16 protein-coding genes are annotated in these 17,846 nt (G+C 65.9%); 9 read left to right on the top strand and 7 right to left on the bottom strand.

Annotated elements, in window-relative coordinates; genetic code table 11:
- Positions 1-38: 38 nt before the first annotated feature.
- Positions 39-815 (bottom strand): SDR family oxidoreductase, encoded by a 777-nt coding sequence (locus tag U0042_RS24985; protein WP_017777767.1) that lies wholly within the window; start codon positions 813-815, stop codon positions 39-41.
- Positions 816-1,001: 186 nt separating this feature from the next.
- Here U0042_RS24985 and U0042_RS24980 point away from each other — a divergent pair, with 186 nt between their 5' ends.
- Positions 1,002-2,675 (top strand): electron transfer flavoprotein-ubiquinone oxidoreductase, encoded by a 1,674-nt coding sequence (locus U0042_RS24980; RefSeq protein ID WP_327205000.1) that lies wholly within the window; start codon positions 1,002-1,004, stop codon positions 2,673-2,675.
- A 113-nt stretch (positions 2,676-2,788) separates the two neighbouring features.
- On the opposite strand, the gene aroC is transcribed toward U0042_RS24980, so the two are convergent.
- The 3 genes from aroC to U0042_RS24965 form a co-directional block, all read right to left on the bottom strand.
- The gene (gene aroC, locus U0042_RS24975; protein WP_114815309.1) at positions 2,789-3,889 is read right to left on the bottom strand and encodes a chorismate synthase; all 1,101 of its coding nucleotides are present in this window, start codon (positions 3,887-3,889) and stop codon (positions 2,789-2,791) included.
- Between the two features lie 52 nt (positions 3,890-3,941).
- Positions 3,942-5,879, bottom strand: coding sequence for an MFS transporter (locus tag U0042_RS24970; RefSeq protein WP_114815310.1), 1,938 nt, complete (start codon positions 5,877-5,879; stop codon positions 3,942-3,944).
- 250 nt (positions 5,880-6,129) lie between these two features.
- On the bottom strand, positions 6,130-6,591 hold the full coding sequence (locus tag U0042_RS24965) for a CBS domain-containing protein (RefSeq protein ID WP_114815311.1): 462 nt from the start codon (positions 6,589-6,591) through the stop codon (positions 6,130-6,132).
- Between the two features lie 393 nt (positions 6,592-6,984).
- Here U0042_RS24965 and U0042_RS24960 point away from each other — a divergent pair, with 393 nt between their 5' ends.
- The 3 genes from U0042_RS24960 (at position 6,985) to U0042_RS24950 (ending at position 9,656) form a co-directional block, all read left to right on the top strand.
- Positions 6,985-8,352, top strand: a complete 1,368-nt coding sequence (locus tag U0042_RS24960) for an O-acetylhomoserine aminocarboxypropyltransferase (RefSeq protein ID WP_114815312.1) — start codon at positions 6,985-6,987, stop codon at positions 8,350-8,352.
- Complete coding sequence (locus U0042_RS24955) at positions 8,349-9,182, top strand: alpha/beta fold hydrolase (protein WP_114815313.1); 834 nt, start codon at positions 8,349-8,351, stop codon at positions 9,180-9,182. Before U0042_RS24960 ends, U0042_RS24955 begins: the two co-directional genes overlap by 4 nt.
- A 147-nt stretch (positions 9,183-9,329) precedes the next feature.
- Complete coding sequence (locus U0042_RS24950) at positions 9,330-9,656, top strand: Mpo1-like protein (RefSeq protein WP_114815314.1); 327 nt, start codon at positions 9,330-9,332, stop codon at positions 9,654-9,656.
- A 6-nt stretch (positions 9,657-9,662) separates the two neighbouring features.
- Here U0042_RS24950 and U0042_RS24945 read toward each other — a convergent pair whose 3' ends face one another.
- A complete protein-coding gene (locus tag U0042_RS24945; RefSeq protein WP_198665449.1) occupies positions 9,663-10,982 on the bottom strand; it encodes a YihY family inner membrane protein in 1,320 nt (439 codons plus the stop codon).
- A gap of 83 nt (positions 10,983-11,065) precedes the next feature.
- On the opposite strand from U0042_RS24945, the gene wrbA reads away from it, so the two are divergent.
- The 4 genes from wrbA to U0042_RS24925 all read left to right on the top strand — a co-directional run bounded on the left by wrbA (position 11,066) and on the right by U0042_RS24925 (position 14,650).
- Complete coding sequence (wrbA, locus tag U0042_RS24940) at positions 11,066-11,668, top strand: NAD(P)H:quinone oxidoreductase (RefSeq protein ID WP_114815315.1); 603 nt, start codon at positions 11,066-11,068, stop codon at positions 11,666-11,668.
- Positions 11,665-12,084, top strand: coding sequence for a DUF2069 domain-containing protein (locus tag U0042_RS24935; protein ID WP_114815316.1), 420 nt, complete (start codon positions 11,665-11,667; stop codon positions 12,082-12,084). Before wrbA ends, U0042_RS24935 begins: the two co-directional genes overlap by 4 nt.
- Before the next feature lie 146 nt (positions 12,085-12,230).
- The gene (locus tag U0042_RS24930; RefSeq protein ID WP_114815326.1) at positions 12,231-13,676 is read left to right on the top strand and encodes an FAD-binding oxidoreductase; all 1,446 of its coding nucleotides are present in this window, start codon (positions 12,231-12,233) and stop codon (positions 13,674-13,676) included.
- A 116-nt stretch (positions 13,677-13,792) separates the two neighbouring features.
- Entirely contained in the window at positions 13,793-14,650 is an 858-nt protein-coding gene (locus tag U0042_RS24925) for a metallophosphoesterase (protein ID WP_114815317.1), read from the top strand.
- A gap of 19 nt (positions 14,651-14,669) precedes the next feature.
- Here U0042_RS24925 and U0042_RS24920 read toward each other — a convergent pair whose 3' ends face one another.
- Positions 14,670-14,888: a hypothetical protein gene (locus tag U0042_RS24920; RefSeq protein ID WP_114815318.1), complete on the bottom strand. Its 219-nt coding sequence runs from the start codon at positions 14,886-14,888 to the stop codon at positions 14,670-14,672.
- A 171-nt stretch (positions 14,889-15,059) separates the two neighbouring features.
- The gene (locus U0042_RS24915) at positions 15,060-15,998 is read right to left on the bottom strand and encodes a LysR family transcriptional regulator (protein ID WP_114815319.1); all 939 of its coding nucleotides are present in this window, start codon (positions 15,996-15,998) and stop codon (positions 15,060-15,062) included.
- Positions 15,999-16,164: 166 nt separating this feature from the next.
- Here U0042_RS24915 and U0042_RS24910 point away from each other — a divergent pair, with 166 nt between their 5' ends.
- Positions 16,165-17,838, top strand: coding sequence for an efflux transporter outer membrane subunit (locus U0042_RS24910; RefSeq protein ID WP_114815327.1), 1,674 nt, complete (start codon positions 16,165-16,167; stop codon positions 17,836-17,838).
- Positions 17,839-17,846 lie beyond the last annotated feature (8 nt).

Below are 17,846 nucleotides of genomic sequence, written 5' to 3'. Positions count from 1 at the left end.
CTCTTCCTGTTATTTCCGGGGATGCTTCACGCCGGCCTCTACGCCAGCCCGAAACCGTCGTCTGCCGTAATGACCGAGCCGTTGATGAAATTCGATTCATCGGCCGCGAGCAGCAACAAGAGGCCGTCGAGGTCCTCGGGCTTGCCCACGCGATGGCGCGGCAGCATCGAGATCAACTTCTGCCCCTGTTCGGTCGACCAGTGATGGTGGTTGATCTCCGTATCGATATAGCCTGGGCAGATGGCATTGACGTTGATGCCATGACGCCCCCATTCCTGGGCCATCGCCTTGGTCATATGGACCACCGCCGCCTTGCTCATGGAGTAGAGCCCGATCTGCGGCAGCACGCGCAGGCCCGCCACGGACGCAATGTTGATGATGCGGTACGCCGGCTTATGCGCGCCGTTGCCGCGCATCATCATCCGTTTGGCCACTTCCTGCGCGACGAAGAAGGCGCCGCGCGTATTCGTATCGAACACGTATTCGAAGTCGGCGGGCGTGACGTCGGCGAGGCGCTGCGTCGTGGAAACGCCCGAGTTGTTGACGAGAATGTCGATGGTGCCCGCCTCGGTCTCGGCGTGGGCGACGGCGGATTTGATGCTCTGGTAGTCCGTCACGTCGAGCGACACGACGTGCGCGGCACCGCCCGACGCCTCGATTTCGGCGCGCAGTTCCTTGAGGCGCTCTACGCGGCGGCTGGCCAGCACGACTTTTGCGCCTGCCTGCGAGAGTACCTGGGCAAAGCGCTTGCCCAGTCCGCTCGATGCGCCGGTGATCAGCGCGACCTTGCCTTCCAGATTGATCGAACGGCCCATTGTCGTTCCTTGTAGGTGTTGAGCGTTGAGTGGACGGCACGTTGCGGCATGGCCGAACGCGCGTCAATACGGTAGCACAAAGAATAGAACGACCGTGCTAATCTGCGCTCTTCGGGTTGCGGGGTGCCAGGCGTTACCGGACAATACGTTCCCGAAAAAAGCATTCTAACGGCAAGAGGAGCTTCGATGACCCCCGCAAGTCTCATTGAGCAGTACGGTCCACGCGAATCGATGGAGTACGACGTCGTGATCGTCGGCGGCGGCCCGGCCGGTCTTTCGGCCGCCATCCGTCTGAAGCAGCGGGCTGCGGAAAAAGGCGTCGAACTCGGCGTGTGCGTGCTCGAAAAAGGCTCCGAAATCGGCGCGCACATTCTCTCGGGCGCGGTCATGGACCCGCGCGCCATCAACGAACTGGTCCCCGACTGGAAGGAAAAAGGTGCGCCGCTCGACGTGCCCGTCACCGAAGACCGCTTCCTGTTTCTCACCGAAACAGGCGCGCGCGCCGTGCCGCACTGGGCGCTGCCGGACAACTTCAAAAACGAAGGCAACTACGTGGTGAGCCTCGCGAACGTCACGCGCTGGCTCGGCCAGCAGGCCGAAGCCGCGGGCGTCGAAATCTTCCCGGGCTTTCCCGCCGCCGAGGTGCTCTACAACGATGACGGCTCGGTGAAAGGCGTGGCCACGGGCAACATGGGCATCGGCAAGGACGGCCAGCCCACCGAGAACTTCCAGCCCGGCATGGAGTTACACGCGAAGTACACGCTCTTCTGCGAAGGCGCGCGCGGGCACCTGGGCCGCCAGCTCAACGAGAAGTTCAGGCTGAACCGCGACAGCGACCCGCAGGTGTACGGCATCGGCATCAAGGAACTCTGGGAGATCGATCCTGCCAGGCATCAGCCGGGCCTCGTCATTCACTCCGCCGGCTGGCCGCTCGACCCGCAGACCTACGGCGGCTCGTTCCTCTATCACATCGACAACAACCAGGTGATGGTGGGCTTCGTGGTCGGGCTCGGCTATTCGAACCCGTACCTCTCCCCGTTCGAGGAATTCCAGCGCTACAAGACGCACCCCGAAATCCGCAGGTTCCTGGAAGGCGGCAAGCGCGTCTCGTACGGCGCGCGCGCCATCACGGCAGGCGGCCTCATGTCGCTGCCGAAGCTCGTGTTTCCGGGCGGCGCGCTGGTGGGCGACGACGCGGGCTTTCTCAACGCCTCGCGCATCAAGGGCTCGCACGCGGCGATCAAGACCGGCATGCTGGCTGCGGACGCCGCGTTCGACGCCGTGCAGGCCGGCCGCACCGCCGACGAACTGACCGCCTACCCCGAATCGTTCAAGACCTCGTGGCTGTACACGGAACTGCACCGCGCGCGCAACTTCAAGCAGTGGATGAGCAAGGGCCTGTACCTGGGCACGCTGATGGTGGGCATCGAGCAGAAGCTCTTCGGCGGCAACGTGCCCTGGACGCTGCATCACCAGCACTGGGACCACGAGATGCTCAAGCCCGCGTCGCAGTGCAAGCCGATCGAGTATCCGAAGCACGACGGCAAGCTCACTTTCGATCGGCTTTCTTCAGTGTTCATCTCGAACACGAACCACGAGGAAAACCAGCCGGCGCACCTCACGCTGAAAGACCCGGGCGTGCCCGTGAACGTGAACCTGCGCACCTATGCGGGCCCCGAGGGACGCTACTGCCCCGCTGCGGTCTACGAATTCGTGAAGAACGACGACGGCAACGACCGGCTCGTCATCAACGCGCAGAACTGCGTGCACTGCAAGACCTGCGATATCAAGGACCCCACGCAGAACATCGTGTGGGTCACGCCGGAAGGCGGCGGTGGGCCGAACTATCCGAATATGTGAGGACTCGGGCCGTTGGCACGCGGGCGCAACGGTCTTTCTGCTACTGCTGTCGATGCAAAAAACGCCGCTTTCGAGCGGCGTTTTTTCTTACAGCGGCATACGGTCTTAAAACGTCAGGGCGTTCCGGCTGCGATCTTCGGCGTCGTGGTCACCACGTCGCCGCACTGGGCGCGATGCCGCAAGGCATGATCGATCAGCACGAGCGCGAGCATCGCTTCGGCGATCGGCGTGGCACGAATGCCGACGCAGGGATCGTGGCGACCGAAGGTCTCCACCGTCGCGGGCTGCCCTGCCTTATCGATGGAGCGGCGCGGCGTGCGGATGCTCGAAGTCGGCTTGATCGCGATCGAGACGGTGATGTCCTGCCCCGTCGAAATGCCGCCCAGCACGCCGCCCGCGTGATTGCCGACGAAGCCGTTCGGCGTGAGTTCGTCGCCGTGCACCGAGCCGCGTTGCGCGACACTCGCGAAGCCCGCGCCGATCTCGACGCCCTTCACCGCGTTGATGCCCATCATCGCGTGCGCGATGTCGGCGTCGAGCCGGTCGAAGAGCGGTTCGCCCCAACCAACCGGCACACCCGACGCCACCACGTTGATGCGCGCGCCGATCGAGTCGCCGTCCTTGCGCAGCGCGTCCATGTAGGCCTCGAGTTGCGGCACGATGTCGGCATTCGGCACGAAGAACGGATTCTCGCGCACGTGCGACCAGTCGATGAACGGCACATCGATCTCACCCAGCGCGCTCATGTAGCCCCGCACCTCCACGCCGAACTTCTCGCGCAGCCACTTCTTCGCCACGGCGCCGGCTGCAACCGTCGGCGCCGTGAGCCGCGCCGACGACCGGCCACCGCCGCGATAGTCGCGAATGCCGTATTTCTGCCAGTAGGTATAGTCCGCGTGGCCAGGGCGGAAGGTCTCGGCGATGTTGCCGTAGTCCTTGCTGCGCTGGTCGGTGTTGCGAATGAGGAGCGCGATGGGCGCGCCGGTCGTCATGCCCTCAAAGACGCCCGAGAGAATCTCGACCTTGTCTTCTTCCTGACGCTGCGTCACGTGGCGCGACGTGCCGGGCTTGCGGCGATCCAGTTCGAGCTGGATGTCTTCGGTAGCGAGCGCCATGCCGGGCGGGCAGCCGTCGATCACGCAGCCGATGGCCGGGCCGTGCGATTCGCCGAAGGTCGTGACGGTAAAGAGCGTACCGAGCGTGTTGCCGGACATGAGCGTCGTCCAAAGTAAAACGGGGAAGCCGCTATTATGCCAGCCCGCGCGCTCAGCGCCGGGCGCCCCGCAAGGCCGTGACGATCTCTTCGAGCCCTTCCGGCGTGACGCCGGCGGGGTCGAGCGGCTCGCCCACCGCCAGCGTGAGCCGGCTGATCGCACCACGCCGCAGCGGCCGCGGCAGATGTGCACTTTCGTCGCGCGAGAAGACGCTGCCCCACAGGCCGCGCAGCGCCATCGGAATCACGGGCACCGGCGTGCGGCCGATGATCTCCATCACGCCGTGACGAAACGCGTTGATCTCGCCTGTCCGTGTGAGCTTGCCTTCCGGAAAGATGCAGACCAGTTCGCCCTCGGCGAGCGCGTTGGCGCTTTGCCCGTAGGCGGCGGCGAGTAACTTTGCGTCCTCGTGCGCGGGCGCAATCGGAATCGCTTTCGCGTGGCGGAACAGCCAACCGGCCAGCGGCGCGCGAAAGATCCGGTGGTCCATCACGAAGCGGATGGGGCGCGGGCTCTCGGCCATGATGACGATTGCATCGACATAGCTCACGTGATTGCAGACCAGCACGGCCGGCCCTTCGGCTGGAATGCGCTCCGTGTGCACCAGCCGGATCCGATAGACCGTATGCACGAGCAGCCACGCGACGAAGCGCAGCAAAAACTCCGGCACGAGCAGATAGATGTAGGCGGCCACCGCCACGTTGAGCAGCGCCGTGACGAGATAGAGCCCCGGGATGCCGATGCCGGCGGAGGTCAAGGCCATCGCCATCAGCGCCGAGACGATCATGAACAGCGCGTTCAGGATGTTGTTCGCCGCAATGATGCGCGCGCGGTGGCTGGGCACACTGCGGCTCTGGATCAGCGCGTAGAGCGGCACGCTGTAGAAGCCGCCGAACATCGCGAGCAGATACAGGTCGGCGAGGATGCGCCAGTGCGCCGGCATGCGAAGGAATTCGCCGACCGCGAGCAGATGGCCGGCCACCGGCAGCGCGTGGCTCGCGAAGTAGAGGTCGACGGCGAACACGCTGATGCCGATGGAGCCGAGCGGCACCAGCCCGATCTCGATGCGGCGCTTCGAAAGCCGCTCGCATAGCAGCGAGCCCGTGCCGATGCCGACCGAGAACGTGGCGAGCAGTACGGTGACGACGTCGGGACTCGCAGAGAGCACGTCTTTCGCGAAGTTGAAGAAGGACGCGAGGAACGTCGCGCCCACGAACCACAACCACGAAATGCCGAGCAGGCTCAGGAACACCATGCGGTTGCCGCGGGCCAGCTTGAGGTTGCGCCGGGTCTCGCTGACGGGATTCCAGTTGATCCGCAGTTCAGGCTGCGACGGCGTGGACGGCGGCACGAATGCCGAGGCAAACCGTCCGATGAGCGCAACCGACACGCACAGACACGCCAGCACGGCCGCACCGTTGCCCGGCAGTCCCGCGGCGGCGCCCCCCGCAATCGTGCCGACGAGGATCGCGACGAACGTGCCCATCTCCACCATGCCGTTACCGCCCACGAGTTCAGCATTCGTGAGGTGCTGCGGCAGATAGGCGTATTTGACCGGACCGAACACCGTGGAATGCACGCCCATCAGGAACGTGCACGCGTAGAGCAGCACCGCGCTGTGCAGCCAGAACCCCGCGCCGCCGACGAGCATTACCGCAATCTCGAAGGTCTTCACGAAACGCGTGAGCATCGCCTTGTCATACTTGTCGGCGATCTGGCCCGAGGTCGCCGACAGTAGCACGAAAGGCAGGATGAAGATGGCCGAAATCAGGAACGGCGCGGTTTTCGGATCGACGCCGGAAAAGCGCGCCGTCTGATACGTGACCAGCGACGTGAAGCCGATCTTGAAGACGTTGTCGTTCATGGCGCCGAGAAACTGCGTCCAGAAGAACGGCGCAAAACGGCGCTCGCGCAGCAGCCGGAACTGCGATTCGTGGGCCTCGCCGTCGCGACGGGCGCGGCGTGCGGCAGGTAAGGGGTGGTCGCTCATGGGTGAGGCAGGTGGGAGCCCGGGGCGGGCGATGTCCGTTCAATGAACGTCGGTGTCGAGGCTAACGTGACGGCGCGGCCGACAAAGAAACGCGCGCCTGCTGCGCGCGTTCTTTCTCTCGATGCGGTGACCGCGGTGCCGTCGGGTTTTGGAGCCGCGCCGGCGATCGCGAACTCATGCCGCATGGCTTACCGGCCTGCAGTGCGGGCACAAGCGCCGCACAAACGGCCGCGCCATCACCGGCCGACGCTTACTGCCGCGTGGGCTGCTCGCCCTCTTCCTCGGGCCAGTCGCGAATATATGCCTTCAGCATGCGGTTTTCGAAGCTCTGCTCTTCCACTACGGCCTTTGCCACGTCGTAGAACGAGATCACGCCCATCAGCGTGCGGCTGTCCATGACCGGCAGGTAACGGACGTGATGCTCGAGCATCATGCGTCGCACTTCGTTGACGTCGGTTTCCGGCGTGCATGTGACGGGGTGGTCGTCCATTACCTTGCGGATGGTCGCCGAACCCAGGCTACCGCCGTTTTCGCGCAGCGTCAGAATGATTTCACGAAAGGTCAGCATGCCGACCAGATCGCCATATTCCATCACGACGAGCGACCCGATGTCGTGCTCGGCCATGGTGTTGACTGCGGCGTGCAGCGGCGTGTCGGGCGTCACGGTAAAGAGGGTGTTGCCCTTGACCTTCAGAATGTCGCTGACTCGCATGGTTGTCTCCTGGCGATACGGGTAAATGCAATTTCACAAATGCGGCTGGTTATGCGGACTTATCCGGACATACGGCACGCGAGCATACGGCGCAAAAACCGGACGACTGCCAGCCCATGACACGGTAATGCGGGCAAATGCCGAATGAGCATAAACAATGCAGACTGATTTTTGATGCTAGCGGAAAGGTCGGCAAAAGGAAAGCGGCCATTCCACGCACAACGGCATTCATCAGCGAGGGAAATACCGGCAACGACCGTGGTGCGCAACGGCACCAGCATGCCCGTCGACGTGCTTGCGGGAAAACGGCACTTGATGCCGTGCGGCCCGATGTTACGATCGCTCACTCCTTACCTCACACGGTTCCGGCCGTACCGGCCCGGCCCCATCGACATGTCCGCCAACCGTTTCGACACGCTCGCGCTGCATGCCGGCGCGGCCCCGGATCCCGCCACGGGCGCCCGCGCGACGCCGATCTACCAGACGACCTCGTTTTCGTTCCGCGACACCGACCACGCCGCAGCGTTGTTCAACATGGAACGCGCGGGCCACGTCTACTCGCGCATCTCGAACCCGACCGTTGCCGTCTTCGAAGAACGCATCGCTGCGCTCGAAAACGGCGTCGGCGCAATCGGTACAGCGAGCGGCCAGGCGGCGCTGCACCTCGCCATCGCTACGCTGATGGGTGCGGGTTCGCACATCGTGGCCTCCAGCGCCCTCTACGGCGGCTCGCATAACCTTCTCCACTACACGCTGCGGCGATTCGGCATCGAAACCACGTTCGTTCCGCCGCACGATCCCGATGCCTGGCGCGCGGCGCTGCGCCCGCAGACGCGGCTGCTGTTCGGCGAAACGCTCGGCAACCCCGGGCTCGACGTGCTCGACATCGCCGCCGTCGCGCAGATCGCCCACGAACACCGTGTGCCGCTTCTCGTCGATTCCACGTTCACCACGCCCTACCTGTTGCGCCCTTTCGAGCACGGTGCCGACCTCGTCTACCACTCCGCCACCAAGTTCCTGGGCGGGCACGGTACGACGATCGGCGGCGTACTGGTGGACGGCGGTACTTTCGACTTCGAGGCCTCGGGCCGTTTCCCGGAGCTGACCGAGCCCTATGAAGGCTTCCACGGCATGGTGTTCGCCGAGGAAAGCACCGTTGCGCCGTTTCTGCTGCGCGCGCGTCGCGAGGGTTTACGCGACTTCGGCGCCTGCCTGCATCCGCAGGCCGCATGGCAACTGCTCCAGGGCGTGGAAACGCTGCCTCTGCGCATGGACCGGCACGTCGCGAACACGCGCAAGGTGGTGCAGTTCCTCGTCGCGCACGAGGCGGTGGAATCGGTGGCGTATCCCGAGCTCGAAACGCACCGCGACTACGCGCTGGCCCAACGTCTGCTGCCGCGCGGAGCGGGCGCCGTATTCAGCTTCAACCTGCGCGGCGATCGTGCCGCCGGGCGACGTTTCATCGAAGCCCTTAGCCTGTTCTCGCATCTCGCCAACGTGGGCGACGCCCGTTCGCTCGTCATCCATCCCGCCTCCACGACACATTTCCGCATGGATGCCGCCGCCCTCGCCGCAGCAGGCATCGCGGAAGGCACCATCCGGCTCTCCATCGGTCTGGAAGATCCGGACGACCTGATCGACGATCTCAAGCGCGCGCTGAAAGCCGCGCAGAAAAACGCCGCGCCCAAAGCAAGCGCCCGTCCCGCCCCGGCTTCCGGGTCCGCCGCCAACCCGGCCCAGACGGGCAAGGAGGCGTCATGATCCTCAACGTGCGAGGTTTGCCCGCCTATGTCTATACGGGCGGCAAGCCGTTCGATCCGGCGCTGCCGACTGCCGTATTCATCCACGGGGCCGAGCACGACCACAGCGTGTGGGCACTGCAATCGCGCTACTTCGCTCACCACGGCTTCAGCGTGCTCGCGGTCGACCTGCCCGGCCACAGTCGCAGCGCCGGCCCCGCCTTGCGCGACATTCCCGCGATGGCGGACTGGCTTGGCGCACTGCTCGACGCGGCCGGCGTGCAGCGCGCCTTCGTAGCGGGCCACAGCATGGGTTCGCTGATTGCCCTTGACTTCGCCGCTCGCTATCCGGCGCGCACCACGCATCTCGCCATGCTCGCCACCGCCTTGCCGATGGCCGTCTCGCCTGCTCTGCTCGATGCCGCCCGCGAGCGCGAGCCCGAGGCGATCGCCATGGTCAACGCGTGGTCGCACGCAACGATCGCGGCCAAACCGTCGAACCCAGGTCCTGGCTTCTGGCTGCACGGCATGAACCAGCGGCTCATGGAACGCGTCGCGGCACGCGGGGAGCCTGAGCTCTTCCACACCGATTTCGCCGCCTGCAACGCGTACACCGACGGCCTCGCGCGCGCCGCAGCCGTGCGTTGCCCGGTGCGGATCGTCGTTGGCCGGCACGACGTCATGACGCCGCCGCGTGCTGCGCGCGCACTGGCCGAGGCCTTCGCGCAAGCCGGTGTCACCGTGGACACCGACACCCTCGACGCGGGGCACGCCATCATGGCCGAGCAGCCTGACGCGACGCTCGACGCCCTGTTCGCCTTCGCATCGCGCCCCGGCACCCCGACTGTCTGAGTCCACACGTCCGTCACAGGCACCACGATAGCGGTTGCGCGCGCATCGCGGCATCGGCCGGATGGCCGGGTTGCGCGGCGGGGTACGACAGCAGCACAATCGTTCGAACGCAATCACGAACGCCACAGCGACGGCAAGGAGGCGATCATGGAACGCACCACGCACCACGAAAACGAACACTTCGCGAACTTCGCCCAGTTCTATCCGTTCTATCTCGGCGAGCATCGCAACCCGGTATCGCGGCGGCTGCACTTCGTGGGTTCGCTGGGCGTGATCGGCTGCGTGGCCATGGCGATCGCCACCGGCCACTGGCCCTGGTTGCCGGCGGCGGTCGTGTGCGGGTACGGGTTCGCGTGGGTCGGGCATTTCTTCTTCGAGAAGAATCGTCCCGCCACTTTCAGGCATCCCATCTATAGCCTGATGGGCGACTGGGTGATGTTCGCGGACATCTGCCGCGGCAAGCTGCCGTTGTAGGGAAGGTCACACCGCCGTCCGGTGCGGCATGGCCGACGGGCGACGCTCATCGCTTTCGGCGAAAACCGCACGCGCCTCGCGCGCGGCCATGAGGGAGGCGAGTGAAAGGGAAAGCTTTTCGTTATCGAGCGCGGCAAGCAGCATGGCCGCGTCCACGCGACTGGAACGCAGCTTGAGCTGATACTCGAGCTCGTCGCGGTTGATCACGAAGAGGCCGAACAGCCGCGCCACGGAAATCTGGCCCGGATTGGCGAGCAACAGGAACCGCGGTTCGGCCCCTCCCTGTTCGAGTCGTGCCACCCATTCGAGCTCTTCGAAACGCTGCAACAGCCGCGAGGTGGTTTCCATGTCCCGGCGCAGCATGCGTGCGAGCTCGGGCAACGTATGACCGGGGCGGCCGGCGTCGCGCGCTTCGGCAAGACGGCCGAGCAGTTGCAGCCCGTCCAGCAGATCGCTGCCGGGAAACTGCGGTCGGTGGAATTGTCCGATGCGTATTTCGGGCAAGGCGGATGCGATCATCGCGCCCGCCAGCGTGATGAACCAGCTCAGATACATCCACAGGAGAAACATCGGCGCCGCGGCGAAGGCGCCATACACCGCCGTGTAGGTGGGAATGCGCCGCACGTAATATCCGAAGCCCCGCTTGGCCAGTTCGAACGCGACGGCCGCGCACACGCCGCCCACCACGGCGTCGCGCCACTCCACGCGGCAGTTCGGCAGATAGACGTACAGCATGGTGAAGGCGAGCACCATCAGCGGCAGCATGGCGCCGGTCAGGAGCCATTCGATCACGCCGGAGCCGCTCTGGCCCGCCGCGAACGCAAGCGACTTGGTGAACAGATACGACGAGATGGAGAGGCTCACGCCCACGAGGATCGGCCCCAGCGTGAGCACGGCCCAGTAGACCAGCACGCGCTGCGCGAACGGCCGCGGCTTGCGCACGCGCCAGATCACGTTGAATGCCGATTCGATGGTCATCATGGTCATGACCGACGTGACGAACAGTACGATCATGCCCATCGTCGTGAGACCCTTGGCCTTCGACGCGAACTGGTTCAGATAGCGGAAGATCTGGTCGTTGATCTGCGAGGGCATCAGATGATCGGCGAGGAACCCCTGCAGCGACATCTGGAACTGGGCGAAAATCGGAAACGCCGTGAAGAGTGCGAACGCGACGGTGGCGAGCGGCACGAGCGAAAGCAGCGTCGTGAAGGTCAGGCTGCCCGCCACCTGGGGAATGCGGTCTTCAGCGCTGCGCCGGGCAGCAAAGCGCGCGAGCCGCCGCACGAGATCCAGATCCACACGCACTTTCGACAACCAATCCATCGCCCGCCTCAATCGAAGTGTGCGCCGCGCGCGGCATGCGCAGCGGACCCAAACCCTATAATACCTGTTCACCGACGAGGCCTATGAAAGACATCCTTGTGCTCTATTACAGCCGGCACGGCGCAACCCGCGAACTCGCACTCGCAATCGCGCAAGGCGTCGACAGTGTGCCTGGTGTTCAGGCGCGCGTGCGTACCGTGCCGCCTGTATCTACCGTCTGCGAAGCCACGCAACCCGAGATTCCCGACGCTGGTCCGCCCTATGCCGAACTGCGCGACCTCGAGGAATGCGCCGGGCTCGCGCTCGGCTCGCCCACGCGTTTCGGCAACATGGCCGCATCGCTCAAATATTTTCTCGACGGCACCACGCCGCAATGGCTTTCCGGCGCGCTCGCCGGCAAGCCCGCATGCGTGTTCACCTCGACCGGCAGTCTGCACGGCGGCCAGGAGTCCACCCTGCTTTCGATGATGCTGCCGCTCCTGCATCACGGCATGCTGCTCGTCGGCATCCCCTATACCGAAAGTGCGCTCACTACAACGCAGAGCGGCGGCACGCCCTACGGCGCCTCGCACTTCGCCCGCGCCGGCGCGGCGGCGAACGGCATTTCCGCCGACGAGCGCACGCTTGCCATCGCCTTGGGCGCACGGCTTGCTCGCACGGCGTCCATGCTGAACGAGCGGCCATGAACGGCTCTCGCGACGCCGGCAGTGCCCAGGCCGCGAGCGCTCGCGTCGAGCCATCGCGCGCCGCGGCGCTTGCCTCGCTTGCCACGCTCGTTGGACTCATCGCGCTCTGCATTGCGTGGGAGCTGTGGCTCGCGCCGCTGCGCCCCGGCGGTTCGGCGCTCGTGCTCAAGGCGGCTCCGCTGCTGTTCGCGCTGCGCGGCGTGATCCGCCGCGACCTGTACACGCTGCAATGGGCGTCGATGCTCGTGCTGCCGTATGTCGCCGAAGGCGTCGTGCGCGGTATGACGGACGGCGGCGTGTCGAGCCGGCTGGGCTGGATCGAGGTGGTGCTCGCGGGCGCTTTTTTCGCTTCGGCATTGGCCTATGTCGCGCCGTTCAAGCGCGCCGCGCGACGCGTGCCGCCTATACAGCAGTAGGAAGTGGACCGCCTCGCAGCCGAGCTCCCTGACACGACGCCGCCGGACGCATCGCCTGGTTAGCCATCTGGCGGATGCACCTCGCGCTGCACGTCGCGCGATACTTCGCTCAACACACCGCAGATCAACACCGCACACACTTCATCATGTCCGAAGCCGCTGAAACCGCCACGTCGTCGTTCATTGCCGCCTGCGTCGAGATCGTCGGCGCGCAGCATGTGCTGACCGAAGCGCACGACACCGCTCCATACCTCACCGACTGGCGCCGCCGCTACACGGGTGCTGCCTGCGCCGTGCTGACGCCCGCCAACGCGGAAGAAGTGGCGGCGCTCGTGCGCACCGCGGTCGAGCACCGTGTCGCGCTCGTACCGCAGGGCGGCAACACAGGGCTCGCGGGCGGTGCCACGCCCGACGCGAGCGGCACGCAGGCTGTACTGAGCGTGAAGCGCCTGAATCGCATACGCGACGTCGATCCGCACAACAACACGATTACCGTCGAGGCGGGCGTCGTGCTCGCGGAAATCCAGGCACGCGCACGCGAAGCGGGTCGCCTCTTTCCGCTTTCGCTCGCGGCCGAAGGCAGCTGCACGATCGGCGGTAATCTCGCGACGAACGCCGGCGGCACCGGCGTGCTGCGCTACGGCAATACGCGTGAACTGTGCCTCGGGCTCGAAGTCGTGACGCCGCAAGGCGAGATATGGAGCGGCTTGCGCGGGCTGCGCAAGGACAATACGGGCTACGACCTGCGCGACGTCTTCATCGGTGCCGAAGGCACGCTCGGCATCATCACCGCGGCCGTCATGAAGCTGCATCCGCTGCCTGCGGCGCGCGTAACGGCACTTGCCGCGCTTGCCTCGCCGCACGCGGCGCTCCACTTCCTCGCGCTCGCCCAACGCTTCGCAGGCCCGCTCCTCACGGGTTTCGAACTGATGTCCGACTTTTGCCTGCAACTCGTGAACCGCCATTTCCCGCCGATGCGCTATCCGTTCGAAAGCCGGCACGCCCAGGTCGTGCTGCTCGAACTATCCGACAGCGAAAGCGAGGAACACGCGCGCGGGCTCTTCGAGCGTCTGATGGAGACGGCACTGCAAGACGGTCTCGTGGAAGACGCGGTGGTCGCGGAAAGCCTCGCGCAGTCGCAGGCGTTCTGGAATCTGCGCGAGCACATTCCGCTCGCGCAGGCGGAAGAAGGGCTCAACATCAAGCACGACATCGCGGTGCCCATTTCGCGCATCGGCACCTTCATCGAGGAAACGGACGCCGCCATCGCCGGCGCCGCGCCCGGCGCGCGCATGGTGACGTTCGGCCACCTCGGCGACGGTAATCTGCACTACAACGTGCAGGCACCCGAAGGCGTGGATGCGAAGGCGTTCCTCGCGCAATACCAGAGCCCGATCAACCGTCTCGTCTACGACAGCGTGCATCGCCATCACGGCAGCATCAGCGCCGAGCACGGCCTCGGTCAGTTGAAGGTGGACGACGCCGCGCACTACAAAAGCGAAGTCGAAGTACGGCTCATGCGCGCGCTCAAGCACGCGCTCGATCCGCTCAACCTGATGAATCCGGGCAAGGTGGTACGCTTCAATCCCTAGCCGCGCCCGTCTACCGTAGAGAATCGTAGACGCAATGGCATCGCCGTCCGGTGCCAATCACGGCAATGAACTCAACAAGCGCAACCGTTGAAGCAACCGATCGAGGAGCCGCCGTCGTGAAGATTCGTGTGCTGTCCGACCTGCATCTGGAATGCGACGAGCCGGACACCATTGCCCACGCCGAGGCCGACCTCGTGATTCTCGCGGGCGACATCCACAATCACGCGCTCGGCCTGCGCTGGGCCGCGCAGACCTTCGATGCCGCGGTGCCCGTGGTCTACGTGCCCGGCAATCACGAGTACTACGACGGCGAGTTCGGCGCACTGGAAGCGGCGATGCAGGACGCCGCGCGCTCGGTGGAAAACGTCCACTTCCTGAACAACGCCGTGCTGGTGGCCCCCGACGAGCGCTGGCGTGTGCTCGGCACCACGTTGTGGACGGACTTCGCGCTCTTCGGCACCGACGAAGCGGTACGCCGCGAAGCCATCGAAGCGGCGAACAAGGTCATGCTGGACTTCCGGGGATTGATTCAGGTCTCGTGGCCCGCGAACGCGAATACAAACGCAGACGCGAAAGCGGACGCCAAAGCCGACGCGACCACCCTCGCATCGGGCCCGCGCGACTTCACGCCCGCCGACACGCTAGCCATGCACGCCAGGGCCCGCGCATGGCTGGAAGCTGAAATCGCGAAGCCGTTTTCAGGCAAGACGATCGTGGTGACGCATCACGCGCCGCACCGGCAAAGCCTCGCAGCCCGGTATGCAGCCGACCCGGTATCGGCGGGCTTCGTGAACGACCTGCCGTCGCTGGTGCGCGCGCCGGTCTCGCTCTGGGCACACGGTCATACGCACACGGCCTTCGACTACACGGTGAACGGCACCCGCGTGGTGTGCAATCCGCGCGGCTATGTGGACCGGCGCACGGGCCGGCTCGAGAATCGCCACTTCGCCTGGGACAAGGTGATCGAAATTTGAGGCCGACGCCTCAATCCACTCAATCGCCGCGCCACACGTCGCGGCGTGAAGAAACCATGCGCCGCGTACCGGCCGCCGTCACCCGCGCGGTCGCGGGCCGCAGCTGAGTGCGCAGCGCCTGTAACAGGTCGCGCGATGCCGCGAGGCCGATCAGTCCCATCATCACCGCGACGCCAATCATCAGATGCGTGTCCATGTAGTCCTCTTCGTCATGTTCTGCTGCGAGCTTGCCGGTCACGACACGTTAGCAAACGGTGCCGCGCGAAAAAGTAAGCAAGTGTTGTGCACCGCAGCCGCCATGTAACAGCCCGTCACACGTGCGTTACCAGCGGACACCCGGCGCGCCGCACACGGCATGCCCACATCACCGGACTCGAAGCGGAACGCAAAGCGCGAACATTGCACGACGCTACTTGCGCACAAAGCGCTTCAGCGCCGCCTGGTCCTCGGCCATCGTGGCAGGCAGCGTCTCGCGCAGATGTTCCACCCACGTGCGAATCTTTGCGTCCAGATACTGGCGCGACGGGTAGACTGCGTAGACGTTCATCTCCTGCGCGGTGTACTCAGGCAGGATCCACGCCAGTTCACCGCTTCTCAGCCCGTTGACCGCCGAGTAGATGGGCAGCACGGCGATCCCCATGCCTTCACGCACGGCCGAAGCCATGGCCTCGGCCACGTTGACCTGAAAAGGCGAAGCTCCGACTTCCACGGACTCGCTTCCGTGGGGCCCATTGAAATCCCAATGGGTGGAGGGAAACACCGGTGTCACCATCTGCAGAAGGACGTGCCGCGCGAGGTCGGCCGGCTCCTGCGGCACGCCGTGGCGTTCGAGGTAAGCCGGCGAGGCACACACAATGCTGAAGGCACTCCCGATACGCTGCGAGACGAACCCGGAGTCGGCCAGTTCCGTGGCGAGCACCAGCGCCACGTCGTAGCCTTCCTCGAGCAGGTCGGGCATGCGCTGCGCCAGCGTGAGTTCCACGTGAACGTCCGGATAGCGCTGCTGATACTGGCTCACGGCCGGCACGACGTAGTGCTGGCCGAAGCTTGTCATGGCGTGCACCTTGAGCCGTCCGGACGGGCGGGCATGCGCGTCGCCCGCTTCGGCCTCGGCTTCGTCGACGTAGGCGAGGATCTGCTCGCAGCGCTGCAGATAGCGCTCGCCCGCCTCGGTGAGCGCGATGCGCCGGGTGGTGCGGTTCAGCAGCCGCGTGCGCAGATGCGCTTCGAGGTCGGAAACCGCGCGCGAAGCGTAGGCCGTCGTCGTATTGAGGTGCTGCGCGGCACCCGTAAAGCTGCCCGCTTCGACAACCCTGACGAATACGCGCATGTTCTGTAGTGTGTCCATCGCTCCCCTCCTCCTGACGACAGGATTGTTGCACAAGCCGCAAGGATGATTATCTCAAGGTCCGTAATAATGCCTTGCACTCTTGCGGGTTATTCGAGAATCGGCTCAAAAATATAATGCGGTATTGCTTTTCATCACGCTTTCTATGTCGATCCAGGAGGGAATTGTGCGGTTTCCGGTACGCAAAGGGACAGCCACCCTCACGGTTCTTACGATCTCGTTGATAATCGCCGGCTGCGCCAGTACCGGAGGCATTGCACCGCAGGCGCAAGGCCTCGCCGCCACGTCGCTGGACGCGGGCGCGGCCATCCGCGCGGCGAACGCCGACGCCGCCTGGCCCGCTGCGGACTGGTGGCGCGCGTACCAGGACCCGCAACTCGACGCCTGGGTAGAAGCCGCGCTCGCCGGCAACCCGACGCTTGCCGTCGCCGAGGCGCGCGTGCGCGACGCCCAGGCCATGGCAGGCGTGGCCGCCGCCGCGCTCGCCCCGCAGATCAAGGGCGACCTCTCGATGCAGCGCCAGCATTGGCCCGACAACGTCTATTACGGGCCGGGCCCGCTCGCCGACGCCAATACCTGGAACAACACGGGCACGCTCGGCCTGTCGTACCACCTCGACCTGTGGGGCCGCGACCGCAACGCGGCCGAGCGCGCACTCGACGCCACTCACGCCCGCGCCGCCGACGCCCGCGCCGCCCGGCTCGAACTCGAAACGAACGTGGTGCGTGCCTACGTCGATCTCTCGATGAACTACGCGCTGCTCGACATCGCGCGCGCCACGCTCGCGCAGCAGCAGAAGGTGCTGGCCTACGCGCAGCGGCGTCTGAAAGGCGGCATCGGCACGCAGCTCGAAGTGACCCAGGCGGAAACGCCGCTGCCCGAGTACGAACGGCAGATCGACGCCTTGAGCGAAGCCATCGCGCTCGGCCAGAACCAGCTTGCCGCGCTCGCAGGCAAGGGCCCCGGCGCGGGTGAAACCATCACGCGGCCGAAGCTTGCGCTCACCGCCCCCGCCGGCCTGCCTTCCGCGCTGCCGGCCGACCTGATCGGCCATCGGCCCGACGTGGTCGCCGCGCGCTGGACCGTGGCCGCGCAGGCGCGCGGCATCGACGTCGCGAAGGCCGACTTCTATCCGAACATCAATCTGCTGGCGTCGCTCGGCGGCTTCGCCGCGGCCGGCCCGATGCTGCAATTCCTGCACGCGGCCAACGGCGGATGGACGGCAGGCCCCGCGCTGTCGCTGCCGATCTTCGACGGCGGGCGCCTGCGCTCGCAACTGGGCGCCGCGTCGGCCGGCTACGACGCCGCCGTCGACCAGTACAACCAGACGCTCGTCACCGCACTCCGGCAGATCGCCGACGAGGTGGTGCGCATCCGCTCGCTCGCCACGCAAAAAACCTCCGCCGAGCGCTCGGTCGCGGTGGCGCAGCGCAACTACGATCTTTCCGTGGAAGGCTACCGGCGCGGCCTCACCGATTACCTCAACGTGCTCACGGCCCAGACGCAGCTGTTGCGCGCCCAGGAAGGCGTAGCCCGCATCCAGGCAGCGCAGCTCACCGCTCATGCATCGCTCGTCGCGGCGTTGGGCGGCGGTCTCGGCGACCCCGCCGACGGTCCGCGGCCGGCCGATGCGCTGCCCGCGCACGGCCGCGACGCGAGCCTGCTGCCGCACATGCCCGCCGCCCTCGACGTGAATCGAGCCCCGGCCGTCACGGTACCGACCGCAGGCAGCGGCCGTATCGCGGGCACCACCGGAACCACCACGGAAACGCCGCGCGCCGCCGCACCGGCCACGTCGGCCGCACCACCCCCGGCGACCTCGCCGCGGCCCGCGCCCTGAGGACCGCC

Source organism: Paraburkholderia kururiensis (assembly GCF_034424375.1).
GTDB classification, from domain to species: domain Bacteria; phylum Pseudomonadota; class Gammaproteobacteria; order Burkholderiales; family Burkholderiaceae; genus Paraburkholderia; species Paraburkholderia kururiensis_A.
This window is presented reverse-complemented; position numbering and strand designations above follow the sequence as displayed.